The 18,289-nt window shown below is 72.0% G+C and carries 17 protein-coding genes; 12 read left to right on the top strand and 5 right to left on the bottom strand.

Annotated features, from left to right (window positions below; translation table 11 throughout):
* The first annotated feature begins 58 nt into the window (after positions 1-58).
* The 4 genes from ACGFZN_RS28540 (at position 59) to ACGFZN_RS28555 (ending at position 4,469) form a co-directional block, all read left to right on the top strand.
* Positions 59-1,414, top strand: a complete 1,356-nt coding sequence (locus ACGFZN_RS28540; protein WP_393861333.1) for an endo-1,4-beta-xylanase — start codon at positions 59-61, stop codon at positions 1,412-1,414.
* A gap of 85 nt (positions 1,415-1,499) precedes the next feature.
* On the top strand, positions 1,500-2,555 hold the full coding sequence (locus ACGFZN_RS28545; RefSeq protein ID WP_393861446.1) for an LCP family protein: 1,056 nt from the start codon (positions 1,500-1,502) through the stop codon (positions 2,553-2,555).
* 119 nt (positions 2,556-2,674) lie between these two features.
* Positions 2,675-3,031: a YciI family protein gene (locus ACGFZN_RS28550; RefSeq protein ID WP_393861334.1), complete on the top strand. Its 357-nt coding sequence runs from the start codon at positions 2,675-2,677 to the stop codon at positions 3,029-3,031.
* 205 nt (positions 3,032-3,236) lie between these two features.
* Complete coding sequence (locus ACGFZN_RS28555) at positions 3,237-4,469, top strand: RNA polymerase sigma factor (RefSeq protein ID WP_393861447.1); 1,233 nt, start codon at positions 3,237-3,239, stop codon at positions 4,467-4,469.
* Here the strand turns inward: ACGFZN_RS28555 and ACGFZN_RS28560 are convergent.
* Positions 4,466-5,680: a methyltransferase domain-containing protein gene (locus ACGFZN_RS28560; RefSeq protein ID WP_393861335.1), complete on the bottom strand. Its 1,215-nt coding sequence runs from the start codon at positions 5,678-5,680 to the stop codon at positions 4,466-4,468. The two genes, ACGFZN_RS28555 and ACGFZN_RS28560, sit on opposite strands and share 4 nt — an antisense overlap.
* Positions 5,681-5,770: 90 nt before the next feature.
* On the opposite strand from ACGFZN_RS28560, the gene ACGFZN_RS28565 reads away from it, so the two are divergent.
* The 4 genes from ACGFZN_RS28565 to groL all read left to right on the top strand — a co-directional run bounded on the left by ACGFZN_RS28565 (position 5,771) and on the right by groL (position 9,867).
* Complete coding sequence (locus ACGFZN_RS28565; RefSeq protein WP_393861336.1) at positions 5,771-6,715, top strand: polysaccharide deacetylase family protein; 945 nt, start codon at positions 5,771-5,773, stop codon at positions 6,713-6,715.
* Positions 6,712-7,566, top strand: coding sequence for a polysaccharide deacetylase family protein (locus ACGFZN_RS28570; protein ID WP_393861337.1), 855 nt, complete (start codon positions 6,712-6,714; stop codon positions 7,564-7,566). Before ACGFZN_RS28565 ends, ACGFZN_RS28570 begins: the two co-directional genes overlap by 4 nt.
* 245 nt (positions 7,567-7,811) lie before the next feature.
* Positions 7,812-8,120, top strand: coding sequence for a co-chaperone GroES (groES, locus tag ACGFZN_RS28575; protein ID WP_067050959.1), 309 nt, complete (start codon positions 7,812-7,814; stop codon positions 8,118-8,120).
* Between the two features lie 121 nt (positions 8,121-8,241).
* Positions 8,242-9,867, top strand: coding sequence for a chaperonin GroEL (groL, locus tag ACGFZN_RS28580; RefSeq protein ID WP_330338285.1), 1,626 nt, complete (start codon positions 8,242-8,244; stop codon positions 9,865-9,867).
* 147 nt (positions 9,868-10,014) lie between these two features.
* On the opposite strand, the gene ACGFZN_RS28585 is transcribed toward groL, so the two are convergent.
* The 3 genes from ACGFZN_RS28585 to ACGFZN_RS28595 form a co-directional block, all read right to left on the bottom strand.
* Positions 10,015-10,722: an ester cyclase gene (locus tag ACGFZN_RS28585; protein WP_393861338.1), complete on the bottom strand. Its 708-nt coding sequence runs from the start codon at positions 10,720-10,722 to the stop codon at positions 10,015-10,017.
* A gap of 89 nt (positions 10,723-10,811) precedes the next feature.
* Complete coding sequence (locus tag ACGFZN_RS28590) at positions 10,812-11,585, bottom strand: SDR family NAD(P)-dependent oxidoreductase (RefSeq protein WP_393861339.1); 774 nt, start codon at positions 11,583-11,585, stop codon at positions 10,812-10,814.
* Positions 11,586-11,729: 144 nt separating this feature from the next.
* Positions 11,730-12,398 carry an MOSC domain-containing protein gene (locus ACGFZN_RS28595; protein WP_393861340.1) on the bottom strand — a complete coding sequence of 223 codons (669 nt, stop codon included), beginning with the start codon at positions 12,396-12,398 and terminating at the stop codon, positions 11,730-11,732.
* Between the two features lie 81 nt (positions 12,399-12,479).
* Here ACGFZN_RS28595 and ACGFZN_RS28600 point away from each other — a divergent pair, with 81 nt between their 5' ends.
* Positions 12,480-13,382: a LysR family transcriptional regulator gene (locus ACGFZN_RS28600; protein WP_393861341.1), complete on the top strand. Its 903-nt coding sequence runs from the start codon at positions 12,480-12,482 to the stop codon at positions 13,380-13,382.
* A gap of 268 nt (positions 13,383-13,650) precedes the next feature.
* Here the strand turns inward: ACGFZN_RS28600 and ACGFZN_RS28605 are convergent, their stop codons facing one another.
* Complete coding sequence (locus ACGFZN_RS28605) at positions 13,651-13,980, bottom strand: WhiB family transcriptional regulator (RefSeq protein WP_393861342.1); 330 nt, start codon at positions 13,978-13,980, stop codon at positions 13,651-13,653.
* A 379-nt stretch (positions 13,981-14,359) separates the two neighbouring features.
* Here ACGFZN_RS28605 and ACGFZN_RS28610 point away from each other — a divergent pair, with 379 nt between their 5' ends.
* From ACGFZN_RS28610 to guaB, 3 genes are all read left to right on the top strand, one after another.
* Entirely contained in the window at positions 14,360-14,971 is a 612-nt protein-coding gene (locus tag ACGFZN_RS28610; protein ID WP_003948568.1) for a response regulator transcription factor, read from the top strand.
* Between the two features lie 1,046 nt (positions 14,972-16,017).
* Positions 16,018-16,605 (top strand): sigma-70 family RNA polymerase sigma factor, encoded by a 588-nt coding sequence (locus tag ACGFZN_RS28615; protein ID WP_393861343.1) that lies wholly within the window; start codon positions 16,018-16,020, stop codon positions 16,603-16,605.
* 165 nt (positions 16,606-16,770) lie between these two features.
* Positions 16,771-18,276 carry an IMP dehydrogenase gene (guaB, locus tag ACGFZN_RS28620; RefSeq protein ID WP_393861344.1) on the top strand — a complete coding sequence of 502 codons (1,506 nt, stop codon included), beginning with the start codon at positions 16,771-16,773 and terminating at the stop codon, positions 18,274-18,276.
* Positions 18,277-18,289 lie beyond the last annotated feature (13 nt).

Here is an 18,289-nt window from a genome sequence, read left to right on the forward strand (position 1 = left end):
GCCCCCACACTCCTCCGAAGTCAGTCGGTTACCAAACCGAAACTTTCGGAGGCCCGCCATGAGATCTCTCAGACTCGGCTTACCCCTCGCGTCCCTGCTGACCGGTGTCGCGCTGCTGTTCACGGCGTCCGCAGCACACGCCGCCGACACTCCGCTGCGCGACCTCGCCGCCGCCAAGGGCAAGGTCGTCGGCACCGCCGTCACCGGCTCCAAGCTCACCGGCACCTACGGCGACATCACCGGCGCCCAGTTCAGCTCGCTGACCCCCGGCAACGCCATGAAGTGGGAGACCGTCGAGCCCAGCCGGGGCACCTTCAACTGGACCGAGGCCGACCAGATCGTGGCCTTCGCCCAGGCCCACCACCAGCAGGTGCGCGGCCACACCCTGGTCTGGCACAGCCAGAACCCGAGCTGGCTGACGAACGGCAGCTGGACCTCCGCCCAGCTCGGCAGCCTGCTGCAGAACCACATCAGCACCGAGGTCGGCCGCTACAAGGGCAAGATCACCGCCTGGGACGTGGTCAACGAGCCCTTCAACGAGGACGGCAGCTACCGCTCCTCGATCTGGTACAACGGCCTCGGCTCCGGCTATATCGCCAGCGCCCTGACCTGGGCGCACGCCGCCGACCCCGACGCCAAGCTGTACATCAACGACTACAACGTCGAGGGCGTGAACGCGAAGTCGGACGCCCTGTACAACCTGGTCAAGTCCCTCAAGGCGCAGGGTGTCCCGATCGACGGCGTCGGCCTCCAGGCCCATCTGATCCTCGGCCAGGTGCCGAGCACCCTGCAGCAGAACATCCAGCGCTTCGCCGACCTCGGCGTGGACGTGGCGATCACCGAGCTGGACGTCCGCATGCAGCTGCCCGCCGACGCCGCCAAGCTCGCCCAGCAGAAGGCCGACTTCAAGTCCGTCGTGGCCGCCTGCGCTGCCGTGACCCGCTGCGTGAACGTCACCGTGTGGGGCTTCACCGACGCCGACTCCTGGGTGCCGAGCACCTTCCCCGGCTACGGCGCGGCGACCCCGTACGACGAGAACTACCAGCCGAAACCGGCGTACTACGGCATCGCTGAGGCGCTCGGCGGCAGTGGCAGCGGCGGCACCACCCCGCCCCCGAGCGGCGCCTGCACCGCCGCCTACGGGGTGAGCAGCCAGTGGGACACCGGCTTCACCGGCCAGGTCACCATCTCCTGCTCCGGCGCCTCGCTGTCGTCGTGGAAGGTGAACTGGACGTTCGGCGCCGGCCAGCGGATCACCCAGGCCTGGAACGCCACCTGCACCCAGTCCGGCACGGCGGTGTCCTGCGCCAACGCCTCGTACAACGGGACGGTGCCGGACGGCGGTTCGGTGACCTTCGGCTTCAACGGTTCCTGGAGCGGCAGCAATCCGGTGCCCACAGTGACACTCGGATGAGAATTTCCCAAGAAGTCCGGCGTTCGGAAGTTCTGCTAACAGTCCCCTAATAATTCGGACTTACGTTCCTCGCGTGACGCGACACATGGAGCACGACGAGGAGCAGGGCGAAGCGGGCAGACGGGTGGGCCGGCGGTCGGGAGCGCTGCGGATCGTCGGCCTCACCCTGGCGGGCGCCCTGGTGCTGGGCACTGCCGTGGTGGGCTGGGCGTACTGGCATCTCAACCACAACATCAAAAGCGTCGACATCGACAGCGCGCTCGGCGGCGACCGGCCCGCGCGCGCGGAGACCACCCCCTCCGCGAGCGCCCCGGCCGCCGCCCCGCTCCCGGCCGGCTCCCTGAACATCCTGGTCCTCGGCTCGGACTCGCGCAGCGGCAAGGCCAACAAGGAACTGGGCGGCGGCGACAGCTCCGGCGCCCGCTCGGACACGGCGATGGTCGTGCATCTCGACGCCGGCCGGACGAAGGCCACCGTGGTCAGCATCCCGCGCGACACCCTCGTCACCCGCCCGTCCTGCCCGCTCGCCTCCGGCGGCTCGACCGCGGTGGCGTACGGCGCGATGTTCAACAGCGCCTACGCGGTGGGCGGTCCGGTGTGCGCGGTGAAGACCGTCGAGTCGATCACGCACCTGCGCATGGACCACTACCTCGAGATCGACTTCTCCGGCTTCGCGAAGCTGGTCGACGCGCTCGGCGGGGTCGACGTCACCGTCCCGCAGGACATCGACGACGACCAGAGCCATCTGCACGTGAAGGCGGGTCCCCACCACCTCGACGGCAAGCAGGCCCTCGCGCTCGCCCGCACCCGGCACGGCATAGGCGACGGCAGCGACCTCGGCCGCATAGGGCTGCAGCAGATGCTGGTGAAGGACCTGCTGGAGCAGATGAGCAGCACCCGGCTGCTCACCGACCCGGCCCGGCTGTACCGGGTCGCCGACGCGGTCACCTCCGGGCTCACCACGGACACCGGCCTGGACTCGCTGAGCGAGCTGATGCGGCTCGGGCAGAGCCTGAAGGGCCTGAGCGCCGACCGGGTGCGGACGGTGATGATGCCGGTCGTCACCGCCCCGTCCGACCACAACCGGGTGATCGCCGAGGAGCCGGCGGCGCGCGAGCTGTGGGCGTCCCTGGCCGCATAGGACGGCGGCAGAGCGGAAGGCGGAAAAAAACCGGTGACCGTGTCGATCCGGGGCCCGGTCCGTTCGACGCATGGGTGAGCGGCGGGGACAGGCCCCGCCGCCCGGCCGAAGGAGTCACCATGCCCCGTTACCTGTCGATCGTGCGCGTCGACGAGACCACCACGCCGCCCGAGGGCCCCAGCCCCGAGCTGATGGAGCGCATGGGCGCGCTCATCGAGGAGATCACCAAGGCCGGCGTCATGCTCGACACCGCCGGGCTCACCCCGCACACCCAGGGCAAGCGGGTGCGCTGGGAGGGCGGCGACCTCACCGTCACGGACGGGCCGTTCACCGAGTCCAAGGAGGTCATCGGCGGCTACGCCCTGATGCAGTGCAAGGACATGGACGAGGCCCTGGAGTGGACCAAGCGGTTCCTCAGGACCCACGAGGAGTACTGGACCGTGACCTGTGAGGTGCGCGAGATCGCCGAGGGCTGAGATGCCTGGCGCTGTGCCGTACGGGGGTGTTGCATGGTGGGCTGTGGAACAGCAGCCCCCAGCAGCACGGCACAGCGCACCCCCGGCCCGCGGGACACGGGAGGCCGCGACGGCCCGCGGTTCCGCGCACGCCCCGGCGGCCCCCGGGTCCGCCCAGGCCGAGGCACCCGCCGGGACCGGCCCCGGGTCCGCCGCCGCCCATGCCATCGAGACCGTGTTCCGGCTGGAGTCACCCCGGGTCATCGCCGGGGTCGCCCGGATCGTGCGGGACGTCGGGATCGCCGAGGAACTGGCCCAGGACGCGCTGGTCGCCGCCCTGGAGCGGTGGCCGCGCGACGGGGTGCCCGACAACCCCGGCGCCTGGCTCATGGCCACCGCCCGGCACCGCGCCGTCGACCTGGTCCGGCGCCGCGAGACGTACGCCCGCAAGCTCGCCGAGATCGGCCGGGACCTGGAGACGGCGGCGCCGCCGGAGGTTCCCGCCGACCCGGACGACATCGACGACGACCTGCTCCGGCTGGTGTTCACCGCCTGCCACCCGGTGCTGTCCCGCGAGGCCCGCACCGCGCTCACCCTGCGGCTGCTCGGCGGCCTGACCACGGCCGAGATCGCCCGCGCCCACCTGGTCCCGGAGCCCACGGTCGCCCAGCGCATCGTGCGCGCCAAACGCACCCTGGCGAAGAAGAACGTCGCCTTCGAGGTGCCCTACGGCCCCGACCGCGAGGCCCGCCTCGGCTCCGTCCTGGACGTCATCTACCTGATCTTCAACGAGGGGTACGCGGCGACCGCCGGCGACGATCTGCTCCGCCCCGGCCTGTGCGAGGACGCGCTGCGGCTGGCCCGCGTCCTGTCCGCGCTGATGCCGAAGGAGCCGGAGGTGCACGCCCTGACCGCGCTGCTGGAGTTCCAGGCCTCCCGCGCGGCCGCCCGCACCGGCCCGCACGGCGAGCCGGTCCTGCTGAGGGACCAGAACCGCCGCCGCTGGAACCGCCTGCTCATCGCCCGCGGCGTGCGGGCACTGGAACGCGCCGGCGCCACCGCGACCGGCGCCCCCGGCCCCTACGCCCTCCAGGCGGCCATCGCCGCCTGCCACGCGCGCGCGTACACGTACGAGGAGACCGACTGGCGCACCATCGCCACCCTCTACGGCCTGCTGGCCGCCCGCGCCCCCTCGCCCGTGGTCGAGCTGAACCGCGCGGTCGCCGTGTCCATGGCCGACGGCCCCGCCGAGGGCCTGAAACTGGTCGACGCCCTCGCCGCCGAACCCGCCCTGCGCGGCTACCACCTGCTGCCCAGCGTCCGCGGCGACCTCCTCGCCCGCCTGGGCCGCACGGCCGAGGCACGCACGGAGTTCACCCGCGCCGCCGCCCTGGCCCGCAACGGCCCGGAGCGCGACCTGCTGCTGCGTCGCGCGGCCGAGCCCGCACCCGGGCCCTAGACCGGCCGCCCCACGAGCATCGCCGGTGCCCCCGCCACCCGGGTCAGGAACACGGTCGCCGCGTTCGGGCCCTGCGGCTTGACCTTCCGGCGCAGTTCCTCCGGCTCGACGGCCGAACCGCGCTTCTTCACGGTCAGCGTGCCGACCTCCCGCTCCCGCAGCAGCGCCTTCAGCTTCTTGACGTTGAAGGGCAGGTGGTCGGTGATCTCGTAGGCGGAGGCGTACGGCGTCGGGCGCAGCTCGTCGGCGGTGACGTAGGCGATGGTGGGGTCGATCAGCCCGCCGTCCAGTTGCTCGGCCACCTCGGCGACCAGATGGGCGCGGATGACGGCGCCGTCGGGCTCGTACAGATAGCGGCCCACCGGCCGTACCCCGGGATCGGGCAGCCCGGTGCCGCGCAGTGCGCGCGGGCCGGGCAGCAGGGTGGCGCGCACCGCGCCCGGCTCGGTGCCGAACCACAGCACCGCCTCCTTCACGTCCCCGCCGTCCGACACCCACTCGGCCTCGGCGTCGGCGGGCACGGCCTCGTGCGGGATGCCGGGCGCGACCTTCAGCGCGGCACGGGGTGCCCTGCGGGCGGCCCCGACTGCCCAGGACAGGGGAGGGGAGTAGGCCTCGGGGTCGAAGACGCGCCCGCCCGTCGCCCGACCACCACCTCTCACCGACGCGCTGCGCGCGGCCCCTCCGGATCGCCCGCCGCGCCGCGACGGGTCGACGAACACCGCGTCGTACCCGCCCGTCTCCACCTCGGTGACGTCCGCCTCCCGCACCTCGATCAGTTCGGCGAGCCCCAGCGCCTCGGCGTTCGCCCGTGCCGTCGCGGCCGTCAGCGGGTCCCGGTCCACGGCGAGCACCCGGATCCCCGCCCGGGCGAACGCGATCGCGTCCCCGCCGATCCCGCAGCACAGGTCGGCCACCGAGGCCACGCCGAGGCCCGCCAGCCGCTCCGCGCGGTACGCCGCCACGCTCGCCCGCGTCGACTGCTCGACCCCGTTCGGCGTGAAGAACATCCGCCCCGCGTCCGCCGCCCCGAACTTCGCCGCCGCCCGCTGCCGCAGCCGGGCCTGGCCGAGCGCCGCCGACACCAGGGCGGCCGGGTGGTCGCGGCGCAGCCGGGTGGCGACGGCGAGTTCGTCGGCCGGGGCGGTGTCGCGGACCTCGTCGAGGAGGGCACGGCCTTCGGGGGTGAGGAGGAGAGCGAGGTCGTTCACCCGGTCATTGTCGGCCAGTCGGTGGACGGTCCGCCGCCGGCGGCGGTGTCGCCGCGGGTTCCGGGGCGGCGCCTGCGAAGATCCGGCACCATGCGAGCCGTCGTACAAAACGATAAGAACCGGACGCATCTCACGCATCTGGTCCTGGTCTGCGGGGCCGTCGCGCTGGCGGGTTCCGCGCTCCTGTCGGGCTGTACCGGCTCCGGCGCGCCGCGCGTCGAGCCCCGTCCCGCGCCCGGTCAGGGCGGTCCCGCTCACTCCCCGAGCCCCCGGCCCCGGAAAGACGCCGAGAGCGCCCGCCGGGCCGCCGAGCACGCCCGGCTGGTCGCCGCCGCCCGGCGCTGGGGGCTCGACGAGGTCCCGCTGACCCCGCCCCCGCCGCCCGTGCGCAAGCCGCTGATCACCGCGCGCGCCGGGTTCGAGGTGAGCCACCAGGAGGACTGGGACCTGCCCCCGGTCTTCACCAGCGTCCCCACCCGGCAGAAGATCGTCTTCCTCACGATCGACGACGGCTCGGAGAAGGACCCCGACTTCCTGCGGATGATGGAGGACCTGCGGATCCCGTACACCGCGTTCCTCAGCAACTACCTGATCAAGGACGACTACGGCTACTTCCGCAGGATGCAGTCCTACGGCCACACCCTGAACAACCACACCCTGCACCACCCGTACCTGCCGGGCCTGTCCTACGAGCAGCAGAGGACCGAGATCTGCGCCATGCAGGACATCATGGAGCGGCAGTTCGGCAGGCGCCCGACGCTCTTCCGGCCGCCGTACGGCAACTACAACCAGGACACCCTGCGCGCCGCCAAGTCCTGCGGCATCAGGTACGCGCCGATCTGGAACGAGGAGGTCTTCGTCGACCACTGGGAGTACCGCGAGGAGGACCAGCGGATCCACCGCGGCGACATCGTCCTCACCCACTTCCGCGGCCGCTCCGACTGGAACGGCACGATGACCGACGACATGCGCCGCTTCCTGAACAAGGTCACACGCGAGGGCTACGCCGTGGCCCGCCTGGAGGACTACCTGTGAGGCCGGGAGCACGAGACAGGAGGGCCCGTTCCGGCACCGCCCGGCGCGCCCTCGCGCTGCTCGCCTCGGTCCTCCTCCTCGCCGGCTGCGCCCAGTCCGTCGACCCCATCGAGCGGCTCGGCCGGAAGGCCGCCGAGGGGGTACGGCCGCACGGCGCCGCCCCGGACGGGAGTTACCGCCGCTGGGGCCTGGCCGAGCCCCTCGCCCGCCCGCCGCGGCCCGACGCCCGCGCCCTCCTTCTGCCCCCGGATACGGCCGGCCGGTCCCTGCCCCGCGTCGTCGACCACATCCCCACCCAGGACCGGGTCGTCTTCCTCACCTACGACGACGGCGCCGACCGGGACCCCCGCTTCGTCGACATGGTCCGCGAACTCGGCCTGCCGGTCAGCATGTTCCTCACCGACAGCATCGCCGGCCCCGGCTACGGCCACTTCGCCCGCCTGCGCCGGCTGGGCGCCGGCATCGAGAACCACACCGTCGACCACCGCGCGCTGGCCGGGCTGCCGTACCCCGGCCAGCGGAGCGAGATCTGCGGGCAGCAGGACCGGCTCGCCGCCCGCCTCGGCGTACGCCCCCGTCTCTTCCGTCCGCCCTACGGCTCGTACGACGCCACCACCCTGCACGCCGCGTCCGACTGCGGCATCTCCGCGCTCGTCCTGTGGCGCGCCGCGATGACCCCGGCCGACCTCGTCTACCTCCACGGCGAGCACCGCCTGCGCCCCGGCGACATCATCCTGGTCGGCCCCGACGAGACGACGGGCCCGAGCCTGCGCGAGCGCACGGCCCGGCTGCTGCGCAGGGTGCAGCAGCGGGGGCTGACGGTGGGACGGCTGGAGGACTACCTGAACTGACCGGCACGGGGCACACCGGCGCACGAAAAACACCCGGCGCGATCCGGAATTCCGCCGACGCGCCGCACGGCATTGGCACTCCGCTTGACCGAGTGCTAATCGCGGTCATAGTCTCGGCTCTGGCACTCCCCCAGGGAGAGTGCCAACAACGCGACGGGCAGGTCCGGCACCCGCGACGACGGATCGACCTGGTCGCCACCTCAGACAGTTAACCCCGTGAGATCTCCGAAGGGGGAGGTCGGATCGTGACGACCACCAGCTCCAAGGTTGCCATCAAGCCGCTCGAGGACCGCATCGTGGTCCAGCCGCTGGATGCGGAGCAGACCACCGCCTCTGGCCTGGTCATCCCGGACACCGCGAAGGAGAAGCCCCAGGAGGGCGCCGTCCTCGCCGTGGGCCCGGGCCGTTTCGAGAACGGCGAGCGCCTTCCGCTCGACGTCAAGGTCGGCGACGTCGTCCTCTACAGCAAGTACGGCGGCACCGAGGTGAAGTACAACGGCGAGGAGTACCTCGTCCTCTCGGCCCGCGACGTGCTCGCGGTCATCGAGAAGTGATCACCTCGAGCACCTTCTGCTCTTGAGCTGCGCCCCTGGCCCCCGCGACCGATAACGAAGCCGGGCGCCCGGGGCGCAGTTGTCTTACCACCCACAGATTTCCGAGAGGGCTCCCGCTGTCATGGCGAAGATCCTGAAGTTCGACGAGGACGCCCGTCGCGCCCTCGAGCGCGGCGTCAACAAGCTGGCCGACACGGTGAAGGTGACGATCGGCCCGAAGGGCCGCAACGTCGTCATCGACAAGAAGTTCGGCGCCCCCACCATCACCAACGACGGTGTCACGATCGCCCGCGAGGTCGAGATCGAGGACCCGTACGAGAACCTCGGCGCGCAGCTGGTGAAGGAGGTGGCGACCAAGACCAACGACATCGCGGGTGACGGCACCACCACCGCCACCGTGCTCGCCCAGGCGCTGGTCCGCGAGGGCCTGAAGAACGTCGCCGCCGGCGCCTCCCCGGCCGCTCTGAAGAAGGGCATCGACGCCGCGGTCAAGGCCGTCTCCGACGAGCTGCTCGCCTCGGCCCGTCCGATCGACGAGAAGTCCGACATCGCCGCCGTCGCCGCGCTGTCCGCCCAGGACCAGCAGGTCGGCGAGCTGATCGCCGAGGCGATGGACAAGGTCGGCAAGGACGGCGTCATCACCGTCGAGGAGTCCAACACCTTCGGTCTGGAGCTGGACTTCACCGAGGGCATGGCCTTCGACAAGGGCTACCTGTCGCCGTACTTCGTCACGGACCAGGAGCGCATGGAGGCCGTCCTCGACGACCCGTACATCCTGATCCACCAGGGCAAGATCTCCGCCATCGCGGACCTGCTGCCGCTGCTGGAGAAGGTCATCCAGGCCGGCTCCTCCAAGCCGCTGCTGATCATCGCCGAGGACGTCGAGGGCGAGGCCCTGTCGACCCTGGTCGTCAACAAGATCCGCGGCACCTTCAACGCCGTCGCGGTGAAGGCCCCCGGCTTCGGCGACCGCCGCAAGGCGATGCTGCAGGACATGGCCGTCCTCACCGGCGCCACCGTCATCTCCGAGGAGGTCGGCCTCAAGCTCGACCAGGTCGGCCTGGACGTGCTGGGCTCCGCCCGCCGCGTGACGGTCACCAAGGACGACACCACGATCGTCGACGGCGCCGGCAAGTCCGAGGACGTGCAGGGCCGCGTCGCGCAGATCAAGGCCGAGATCGAGAACACCGACTCCGACTGGGACCGCGAGAAGCTCCAGGAGCGCCTTGCGAAGCTGGCCGGCGGCGTGTGCGTGATCAAGGTCGGCGCCGCCACCGAGGTGGAGCTGAAGGAGAAGAAGCACCGCCTGGAGGACGCCATCTCCGCGACCCGCGCCGCGGTCGAGGAGGGCATCGTCTCCGGTGGTGGCTCCGCCCTGGTGCACGCCTCCAAGGTCCTCGACGGCAACCTCGGCAAGGCCGGCGACGAGGCCACCGGTGTCTCGGTCGTCCGCAACGCCGTGGTCGAGCCGCTGCGCTGGATCGGCGAGAACGCCGGCCAGGAGGGCTACGTCATCGTCTCCAAGGTCAAGGACCTGGAGAAGGGCCAGGGGTACAACGCCGCCACCGGCGAGTACGGCGACCTGATCAAGGCCGGCGTCATCGACCCGGTCAAGGTCACCCGCTCCGCCCTGGAGAACGCCGCCTCCATCGCCTCCCTGCTGCTCACGACCGAGACCCTGGTCGTAGAGAAGAAGGAAGAGGAAGAGCCGGCCGCCGCGGGCCACGGCCACGGCCACGCCCACTGAGCGCCGCGCTGAACTCCGGCTGACCTGAGCCGACGGTGCCCGGCCCCCTGCGGGGGGCCGGGCACTGGCGCGTTCGAACCCGCTTTCCGTGCCTTGCCGGGCCGGTCCGCGCCGGCGACGGAAAGCCCCTACGGCCTGCCCGGCCGGCTACTGCTCCAACTCGTCCAGCGCGCCGAGCTGTTGCATCAGCCCCAGCTGGTCGTCCTGCCACCACATCTCCGCGATCTTGCCGTCGGCGGTGAACCGGAACAGCGTCATCCCGGTCATGGCGACCTGCCTGCCGGTGGGCGGGATGCCGAGGAAGTCGCCCTTGTGCGTGGCGTTCCAGGTCCAGCGCGCGCACACCCGGTCGCCCTGGGCGAGCAGGTCGTCGACCGTGAACGTGAAGTCGAAGCCGCCCCGCCACATCCGGAACTCGCTGCGGGCGTTGTCCAGCCCGATGGTGTCCTGCGGGTTCACCGGGTCGTGGCTGTGGACGTCCTCGTCCAGCAGGTCGTTGAGCGGCGGCAGTTCGCCGGGGTCCGCGAGCGCCGCGTAGAACCGGCGCACCGTGTCCTCGGCCGGTGTCTCCCGCAGTACGACGTCCAGATCGATGAACGTCGGCGTCTCGTCGCACAGGGCGGCCATCTGATGGAAGATTCTGTCGGTCTCCGGGAGGCGGGAGTTCCGCAGCGCCTCCTCGTAGGACGGGAACTCCACCACTTCCACGATGTGCGACGCGTCCGACCGGTCCTTGCCGACCAGCGCGTGCGTCGCCGTCCGCTTTCCCCTGGTCTGCGCGACCCAGTCGTCGATGAGCCGGTTCATCTCGTCCAGCCGGCTCGTCCGGCACTCGATGAGCTGCACGAAGGTCATGACGCCGCCTCCCGGACCGGCAGAGAACGCCAACCCAGTTTATTCGCGTACGGCTCGTATGTCCCTTTCAGGGAAGCGCCCGGGAACTCCTACTGCGGCCCGTACTTCCGACCCGTCTTCGACGTGATCCCGCCCAGCAGTCCGCGCGGGGTCACCTTCACCAGGCCCATCAGCGCCTTGTAGCGCGGGTCGGGGATCGACAGGGTCTTGCCGCGGGCCAGGTCGGCCAGGGCCGCCGCGACCAGCTTGTCGGCGTCCAGCCACATCCAGCCCGGGATGTTGTCCGTGCCCATCCCGGCCCGCTGGTGGAACTCGGTGCGCACGAAGCCGGGGCACAGCGCCATCAGCCGGACGCCGCTGCCCGCCAGGTCCTTGGCCGCGCCCTGGGTGAACTGCACGACCCACGCCTTGGACGCGCCGTAGGTGCCGCGCGGCACGAACGCGGCCACGGAGGCGACGTTGACGACTCCGCCCCGGCCGCGCTCGCACATCGCCCCGGCCGCCGCAGAGGTCAGCCGGAGCACCGCCTCGCAGTGCACCTTGAGCATCCTCAGCTCGTCGGCCATGGATACGTCGAGATAGCGGCCCTTGTTGCCGAAGCCGGCGTTGTTGACCAGCAGGTCGACCGGGTTCTTCCGGTCGCCGAGGCGGTCGGCGACCGTGTCGATGCCCTTGTCCTCGGCGAGGTCGGCGGTCAGCACCTCCACCTCGATGCCGTGCCGGTCGTGCAGTTCGGTCGCCTGCTCCCGCAGCCGTTTGGTGTCTCGCGCGACCAGGACCAGGTCGTGCCCGTCAGCCGCCAGCCGCCGCGCGAACGCGGCACCGATTCCCGCGGTCGATCCCGTAATCAGAGCCGTTGTCATGACCCAAGGTTAGTGACCCGGAGCCACCGCGTCCGCCGGCCTCGGCCTGCGGGGGCGACGCGTGCGCGAGCGTGGGTGCGGTCCCGTCCGCGGGTGCCCAGGTCGCCCCCACCCGGCCCTCGCCGCCCCTCGGCTGACGCACCGTCAGTGGGCCTGCTGAGCCACGTACTTGCGTGCCGCCGCCAGGGACTCCGGATGCAGCGCCTCGCCCGCCGCGAGCAGCCGTGGCAGCAGCTCCCGCTCGGTGGTGACCGCGCGGAACTCCAGCGTCGCCGTCACCCCGTGGTCCGGCCGGTGCACGATCTCGATCGGGTCGCCCGCCCGTATCTCGCCCGGCTCGATCACCCGGAGGTAGGCACCGGTTGCGCCCTTCCGTGTGAACCTCCTGACCCAGCCGCGCTCGCCCATGTGGCCCTGGAACGTGCGGCACGGGATACGGCCCGAGGTCACCTCGAGGACCACCTCGGAGCCGATCCGCCAGCGCTCGCCGATCAGGGCGCCGGAGACCTCCAGGCCGTCCGTCGTCAGGTTCTCCCCGAAGCAGCCGTTGGCCAGCGACCGGCCCAGTTCGCGCTCCCAGTCGTCGAGGTCCTCGCGCGCGTAGGCGTACACCGCCTGGTCGTCCCCGCCGTGATGCCGCAGTTCGCACACCGCGTCCCCGGCCAGCCCGCTCCCGCCGACCCCCTTGGGTCCCGGGGCCGCTACCCGCACCGGACCGTCGGCCGGCCTCTTGTCGATGCCCGTCACGCCCTGCCGCTGTTCGGTGTACGGCACCGGCTGCGGGCGGCCCAGATTGACCGAGAGAAGCTTCATGGCCGTGAAGGTACGGGACCGAACCTCAAAGCGTCGAGCGAATATCGCACACCGCCCCCAAGAGTCCCTTATGCTCGAAGGGTGATCGAGGCCCGTCATCTCCGCGTCCTGCGCGCCGTCGCCACCACCGGTTCCTTCTCGGCGGCGGGGCGCGAGCTGGGCTGCACCCAGCCCGCCGTCAGCCAGCAGATGAAGGCCCTGGAAACCTCGGTCGGCACCCCGCTGCTGGTCCGTAGCGGCCGCGAGATGCGCCTGACCCAGGCCGGCGAGGCCCTGGTCAGACACGCCTCCGGCATCCTCGCCGGGCTCACCGCCGCCGAGGAGGAGATCGCCGCCATCGCGGGCCTGAGGGCCGGCCGGGTCCGGCTGGTCTCGTTCCCCAGCGGAAGCTCCACCCTGGTCCCCACCGCCCTGGCCGCCCTGCGCGCCGCCCACCCCGGCACCCGCGTCTCCCTGGAGGAGGCCGAGCCGCCGAGGTCCGTGGAGCTGCTGCGCGACGGCGACTGCGACCTGGCCGTGGCCTTCCGTTACGAGGGCGCGGCCGTCGCCGAGGACTGGGACGACCTGGTCGTACGGCCGCTGCTGATGGACCGCCTGGTGGCCCTGGTGCCGGAGCGGCACCGGCTCGGCCGGGCGGAGAGCGTCGCGATCGGGGAGCTGGCGGGGGAGCCCTGGATCGCGGGCTGCCCGCGCTGCCGCGGCCAGCTGGTCGAGGTGTGCGAGGGTGCGGGCTTCACCCCGCGCATCGACTTCGCCACGGACGACTATCCCGCGGTGGTCGGCCTGGTCGGCGCGGGCCTGGGCGTCGCCGTACTGCCCCAGCTGGCCGTGGAGTCGGTACGGCCCAGGGGCGTGCGCACGGTACGGCTGGAACCGGCGGTACGGCGCGAGATCGTCGCCCTCACCCTGCCCGACCTGGCCCGGGTGCCGGCCGTCGCGGCCACGCTGGAGCAGCTGGCGCGGGCGGCGGGTCGTCCGTCGTAGCGGATCCGGGCGCGGGGCCGGCGCGGGGATCCGGACGCGGGCGCCGGCAGGGGAGCCGGAGGCGGGGTCCGGGCCGCCGGCGCAGCGGGCCCGGGAGCCGAGGCCGGGTGGGGGATCACAGGGCGGGCCCGGGCGTCCGGAAGCGGGGTCGGGCTTCCGAAGCGGGCCGGAGGATCCGGAGGCAGAGTCGAGGGCACGCACGTGACGACGTGACGTGCCCTGGGGGAGGCAAGCGCACCCGGTGATCCACGGGTGCAGAATCGTTCCTTCAGTGATTCCGGGCCGCGTCCGTGCCGGTGGCCGAGGCGGTCACCAGGCGGTTGCGCGCGCGCCCCATCAACTCCTCACGCTCGTCCTCGGTCAGGCCGCCCCAGACGCCGTACGGCTCGCGCACCGCCAGCGCATGCGCCGCGCACTCCGCGCGGACAGGGCACCTCATGCAGACCTCCTTGGCCGAGTTCTCGCGAGCGCTCCGAGCCGCCCCGCGCTCGCCCTCGGGGTGGAAGAAGAGCGAGCTGTCCACGCCGCGGCAGGCAGCCAGCAGCTGCCAGTCCCACAGGTCCGCGTTCGGTCCGGGAAGGCGGGAGAAATCTGCCATTACGTGACCCCTTGTAGCCGTTCTGAGCGGATACGGTGCCATCGACCGTACATCTCCGGTCTAAGGAGATGAAAATATGACTCATTGCGAATCTAGCCGCGGACACCGCGAAACGGGAAGAAATGGATCCAAACGGGGCATAGTTGTGATGAAAAGTTGAGGGTCTGCCGTCCATGTCTGCGCCGTGTCGGAACCCTCACGTAGAGTGCCGAAGACGGCATGTAGCCCCGTAACTCTTTCGAGTGACCGTCGTTGAGAGTGCGGAGGCGGTTGAAAACACAAGCGCTCGGGCAGGCGTCCGAGACGGTCGACCGCACAGGTGAGATTCCGTACCAGCCTGGAGGCTCAAGGTGACGCGCATCAGCTGCGGAGGGCGGTCATGACATCCGTCCTCGTCTGCGACGACTCCCCGCTTGCCCGAGAAGCGCTCCGTCGCGCGGTCGCGACCGTGCCCGGCGTCGAGCGCGTGACGACGGCGGCCAACGGCGAGGAAGTCCTCCGCCGCTGGGGCGCCGACCGCTCCGACCTCATCCTGATGGACGTGCGCATGCCCGGCCTGGGCGGCGTGGAGACCGTGCGCCGGCTGCTGTCCGCCGACCCCGGCGCGCGCATCATCATGCTCACCGTCGCCGAGGACCTGGACGGCGTGGCCCTCGCGGTCGCCGCCGGCGCCCGGGGCTATCTGCACAAGGACGCCTCGCGCGCCGAGCTGCGGGCCACGGTGACGCAGGCCCTCGCCGACCCCACCTGGCGGCTGGCCCCGCGCCGGCTGCGCTCGGCCGAGATGGGCGCCGCGCCCACGCTCACCGCGCGTGAGATCCAGGTGCTGGAAGGCATGAGCCACGGCCGCTCCAACGCCGAGATCGGCCGCGAGCTGTTCCTCTCCGAGGACACCGTCAAGACGCACGCGCGCCGCCTGTTCAAGAAGCTCGGCGCCTCGGACCGGGCCCACGCGGTGGCGCTCGGCTTCCGCTGGGGACTGGTCCGGTAGACAGTGCCCAGCCCTGCGGGGCAGGCGGGACCGCCCGGCACCGGGCGCGCGTCCGCCTCCCCGGCAGCAGCGCATCCGGGCGCGGACCCGTCCGCCGGCGCGACCACGAGGGCGTTACGGCACCGTGCCGGGCGCCCGGGGTGCGCGGGCGTACGCGCCGGGCCCTGGCCGGATGCGGCTGGGCGGACGCACGCGCTCCACGCTTCCGGTGGGCGTCCCGGTGGATCCGGGGCGTGTCCCACGGTGGGCCGACACGCTCGGCAGCGGCGCGGCGGCCCCGATGACGCCCCGAGCCGGCGGCGGCCTCGGCGCCGGTGGCGTGCCGGGGTGTCCCGGACGGGCGGGAGACGGCTGCCCGTCCCGCGGCTCCATGCCCCTGTCGGCCGGTCCCGGGTCTGCGCGGCTCGGGCGGAAGCATGCCCCGCACGGGCGAAGCACGGCCCGGCCAGGGGGCCGTACCGCCACGCGTTCGGGGCACGCGCGCGCCGCGCTTTCTCATGTCCCCCCGCTCCGCCGGCGCACGGGCGCGCTGCGCTCGCGTGCGGCGGCGGGCCGATGACCCCGACGACGGCGCCCTCGTTCCCGGCGGGCGCCGGTGAAATGCCGTACCGGGTGTCGCGGTTGCCCTCGGACGCGCCCGTGAGGCGTCCACGAGGGGCGGACCCGGAGATGGTCCCCGTCACATCCGCGGAACCGCGCGGCAGAGCGCGCGCCGGGCGCGGCGACGGACGCGCGCGCCGTGAACACCCGTGGTCGGCGTGGCCCGGCGGCGGGCCGGGAGGCACAGGGCGGGGCCGTCCGTGCCACCGGCGTGAAAGGGCGCGGGACGCCTCGGCGGGCGCCGCGCAAGGAGGCCCGCCGGACGGGCGCTGCTCGTTTCCGCGCGGATGCCGCATCCTTGAGATGTGGAGTCTCTCGGGGACGAGTCGGTCGAGCGGAAGGGGAGGGCGCAGGGAATGAGTGCCGGCGCACCTGCTCATAACGCTTCGGTGCACAACCACGAGCACAATGCGACGGACCGGACGGCCGCAAGGCACCATGGACCGATGCGCGACGACGAGGCGGGCACGGCCCACGGGGCGATCGGTGCGCTCGTCCATCGCGCCGTCCACGGGGACGAGCAGGCCACGCACGATCTGCTCGCCCACGTCCACCCGCTGGCGCTGCGCTATTGCCGCACCCGGCTGTCCCGGCTCCCGGGCGACGCGCGTCACTTCGTCGAGGACCTCGCCCAGGAGGTCTGTGTCGCCGTCCTGCTCGCGCTGCCCCGCTACCGCGACACCGGCCGCCCCTTCGAGGCGTTCGTCTTCGCCATCGCCTCCCACAAGGTGGCCGACCTGCAGCGCGCCGCCATGCGCCACCCGGGCTCCACGGCCGTCCCCTCCGACGAGATGCCGGAGCGTCCCGACGACTCCCTCGGACCCGAGGAGCGCGCCCTGCTCAGCAGCGACGCCGAGTGGGCCAAGAAGCTGCTGGCCAGCCTCCCCGAGAACCAGCGCGAACTGCTCCTGCTGCGCATCGCCGTGGGCTTGACCGCGGAGGAGACGGGGCAGATGTTGGGAATGTCACCCGGCGCGGTCCGGGTCGCCCAGCACCGGGCGCTGAGCCGTCTGCGCGCGCTCGCCGAGCAGTGACGCCCGTGCGTGGAGCCTGAGCGGCTCCCCTTGTTGAACAGGCCTGCCGTCCGTTTCCGTACGAACATACGAAGCCTGAAGTTACCCCGTACCGTGGAATGTGCTGACGATGCTTCCCGTTAGCATGGACATCCGCACCGATCAAGGCCATTTGGGGAAGGTGTCATGACTGCCAACGTCGACGGAGTGCCCGAGAAATTCGCGACACTCGGGCTGACCTACGACGACGTGCTGCTGTTGCCGGGCGCATCCGAGGTGCTCCCGAGCGCGGTCGACACCTCGTCCCGTATCTCGCGCAACGTCCGCGTCAACATCCCGCTGCTGTCGGCGGCGATGGACAAGGTGACCGAGTCCCGGATGGCGATCGCGATGGCCCGCCTCGGCGGTGTCGGCGTGCTGCACCGCAACCTGTCCATCGAGGACCAGGTCAACCAGGTCGACCTGGTCAAGCGGTCGGAGTCCGGCATGGTCACCGACCCGATCACGGTGCACCCGGACGCGACGCTCGCCGAGGCGGACGCGCTGTGCGCGAAGTTCCGCATCAGCGGCGTCCCGGTCACCGACCCGGCCGGCAAGCTGCTGGGCATCGTGACCAACCGCGACATGGCCTTCGAGAGCGACCGCACCCGCCGGGTGCACGAGGTCATGACCCCGATGCCGCTGGTCACCGGCAAGGTCGGCATCTCCGGCCCGGACGCCATGGAGCTGCTGCGCAAGCACAAGATCGAGAAGCTGCCGCTGGTCGACGACGAGGGTGTCCTGAAGGGCCTGATCACGGTCAAGGACTTCGTCAAGGCCGAGCAGTACCCCAACGCCGCGAAGGACGCCGAGGGCCGGCTGCTCGTCGGCGCCGCGGTCGGCGCCAGCCCCGAGGCGCTGGAGCGCGCCCAGGCGCTCGCCGACGCCGGTGTGGACTTCCTGGTCGTGGACACCTCGCACGGCCACAACAGCAACGCGCTGAGCTGGATGTCCAAGATCAAGTCCAGTGTGTCCGTCGACGTGATCGGCGGCAACGTCGCCACCCGTGACGGCGCCCAGGCGCTGATCGACGCGGGTGTGGACGGCATCAAGGTGGGCGTGGGCCCGGGCTCCATCTGCACCACCCGGGTGGTCGCCGGCATCGGCGTCCCCCAGGTCACCGCCATCTACGAGGCCTCCCTCGCCGCCCGGCCCGCCGGCATCCCGCTGATCGGCGACGGCGGCCTGCAGTACTCCGGCGACATCGGCAAGGCGCTGGCCGCCGGCGCCGACACGGTGATGCTGGGCAGCCTCCTCGCCGGCTGCGAGGAGTCCCCGGGCGAGCTGCTGTTCATCAACGGCAAGCAGTTCAAGTCCTACCGGGGCATGGGCTCGCTCGGCGCCATGCAGTCCCGCGGCCAGGGCAGGTCGTACTCCAAGGACCGCTACTTCCAGGCCGAGGTCGCCTCCGACGACAAGCTCGTCCCCGAGGGCGTCGAGGGCCAGGTGCCCTACCGCGGCCCGCTGGCCAACGTGCTGCACCAGCTCGTCGGCGGCCTGCGCCAGACCATGGGCTACGTCGGCGCCGCCACCATCGCGGAGATGGAGTCCAAGGGCCGCTTCGTGCGGATCACCTCGGCGGGCCTGAAGGAGAGCCACCCGCACGACATCCAGATGACGGTCGAGGCGCCGAACTACAGCAGCAAGGGCTGAGACGGCGTCCCCA

The organism is Streptomyces sp. NPDC048192, from assembly GCF_043202415.1.
Taxonomy (GTDB): domain Bacteria; phylum Actinomycetota; class Actinomycetes; order Streptomycetales; family Streptomycetaceae; genus Streptomyces.

What these genes read in the sequence shown, in the direction of transcription:
- ACGFZN_RS28565 (WP_393861336.1), top strand. Translation starts at nt 5,771, where the DNA reads ATGCGAGCCGTCGTACAAAACGATAAGAACCGGACGCATCTCACGCAT.
- guaB (WP_393861344.1), top strand. Translation starts at nt 16,771, where the DNA reads ATGACTGCCAACGTCGACGGAGTGCCCGAGAAATTCGCGACACTCGGG.
- ACGFZN_RS28595 (WP_393861340.1), bottom strand. Translation starts at nt 12,398, where the DNA reads ATGAAGCTTCTCTCGGTCAATCTGGGCCGCCCGCAGCCGGTGCCGTAC.
- ACGFZN_RS28610 (WP_003948568.1), top strand. Translation starts at nt 14,360, where the DNA reads ATGACATCCGTCCTCGTCTGCGACGACTCCCCGCTTGCCCGAGAAGCG.
- ACGFZN_RS28590 (WP_393861339.1), bottom strand. Translation starts at nt 11,585, where the DNA reads ATGACAACGGCTCTGATTACGGGATCGACCGCGGGAATCGGTGCCGCG.
- ACGFZN_RS28585 (WP_393861338.1), bottom strand. Translation starts at nt 10,722, where the DNA reads ATGACCTTCGTGCAGCTCATCGAGTGCCGGACGAGCCGGCTGGACGAG.
- ACGFZN_RS28540 (WP_393861333.1), top strand. Translation starts at nt 59, where the DNA reads ATGAGATCTCTCAGACTCGGCTTACCCCTCGCGTCCCTGCTGACCGGT.
- groL (WP_330338285.1), top strand. Translation starts at nt 8,242, where the DNA reads ATGGCGAAGATCCTGAAGTTCGACGAGGACGCCCGTCGCGCCCTCGAG.
- ACGFZN_RS28545 (WP_393861446.1), top strand. Translation starts at nt 1,500, where the DNA reads ATGGAGCACGACGAGGAGCAGGGCGAAGCGGGCAGACGGGTGGGCCGG.
- ACGFZN_RS28550 (WP_393861334.1), top strand. Translation starts at nt 2,675, where the DNA reads ATGCCCCGTTACCTGTCGATCGTGCGCGTCGACGAGACCACCACGCCG.
- ACGFZN_RS28615 (WP_393861343.1), top strand. Translation starts at nt 16,018, where the DNA reads ATGCGCGACGACGAGGCGGGCACGGCCCACGGGGCGATCGGTGCGCTC.
- ACGFZN_RS28605 (WP_393861342.1), bottom strand. Translation starts at nt 13,980, where the DNA reads ATGGCAGATTTCTCCCGCCTTCCCGGACCGAACGCGGACCTGTGGGAC.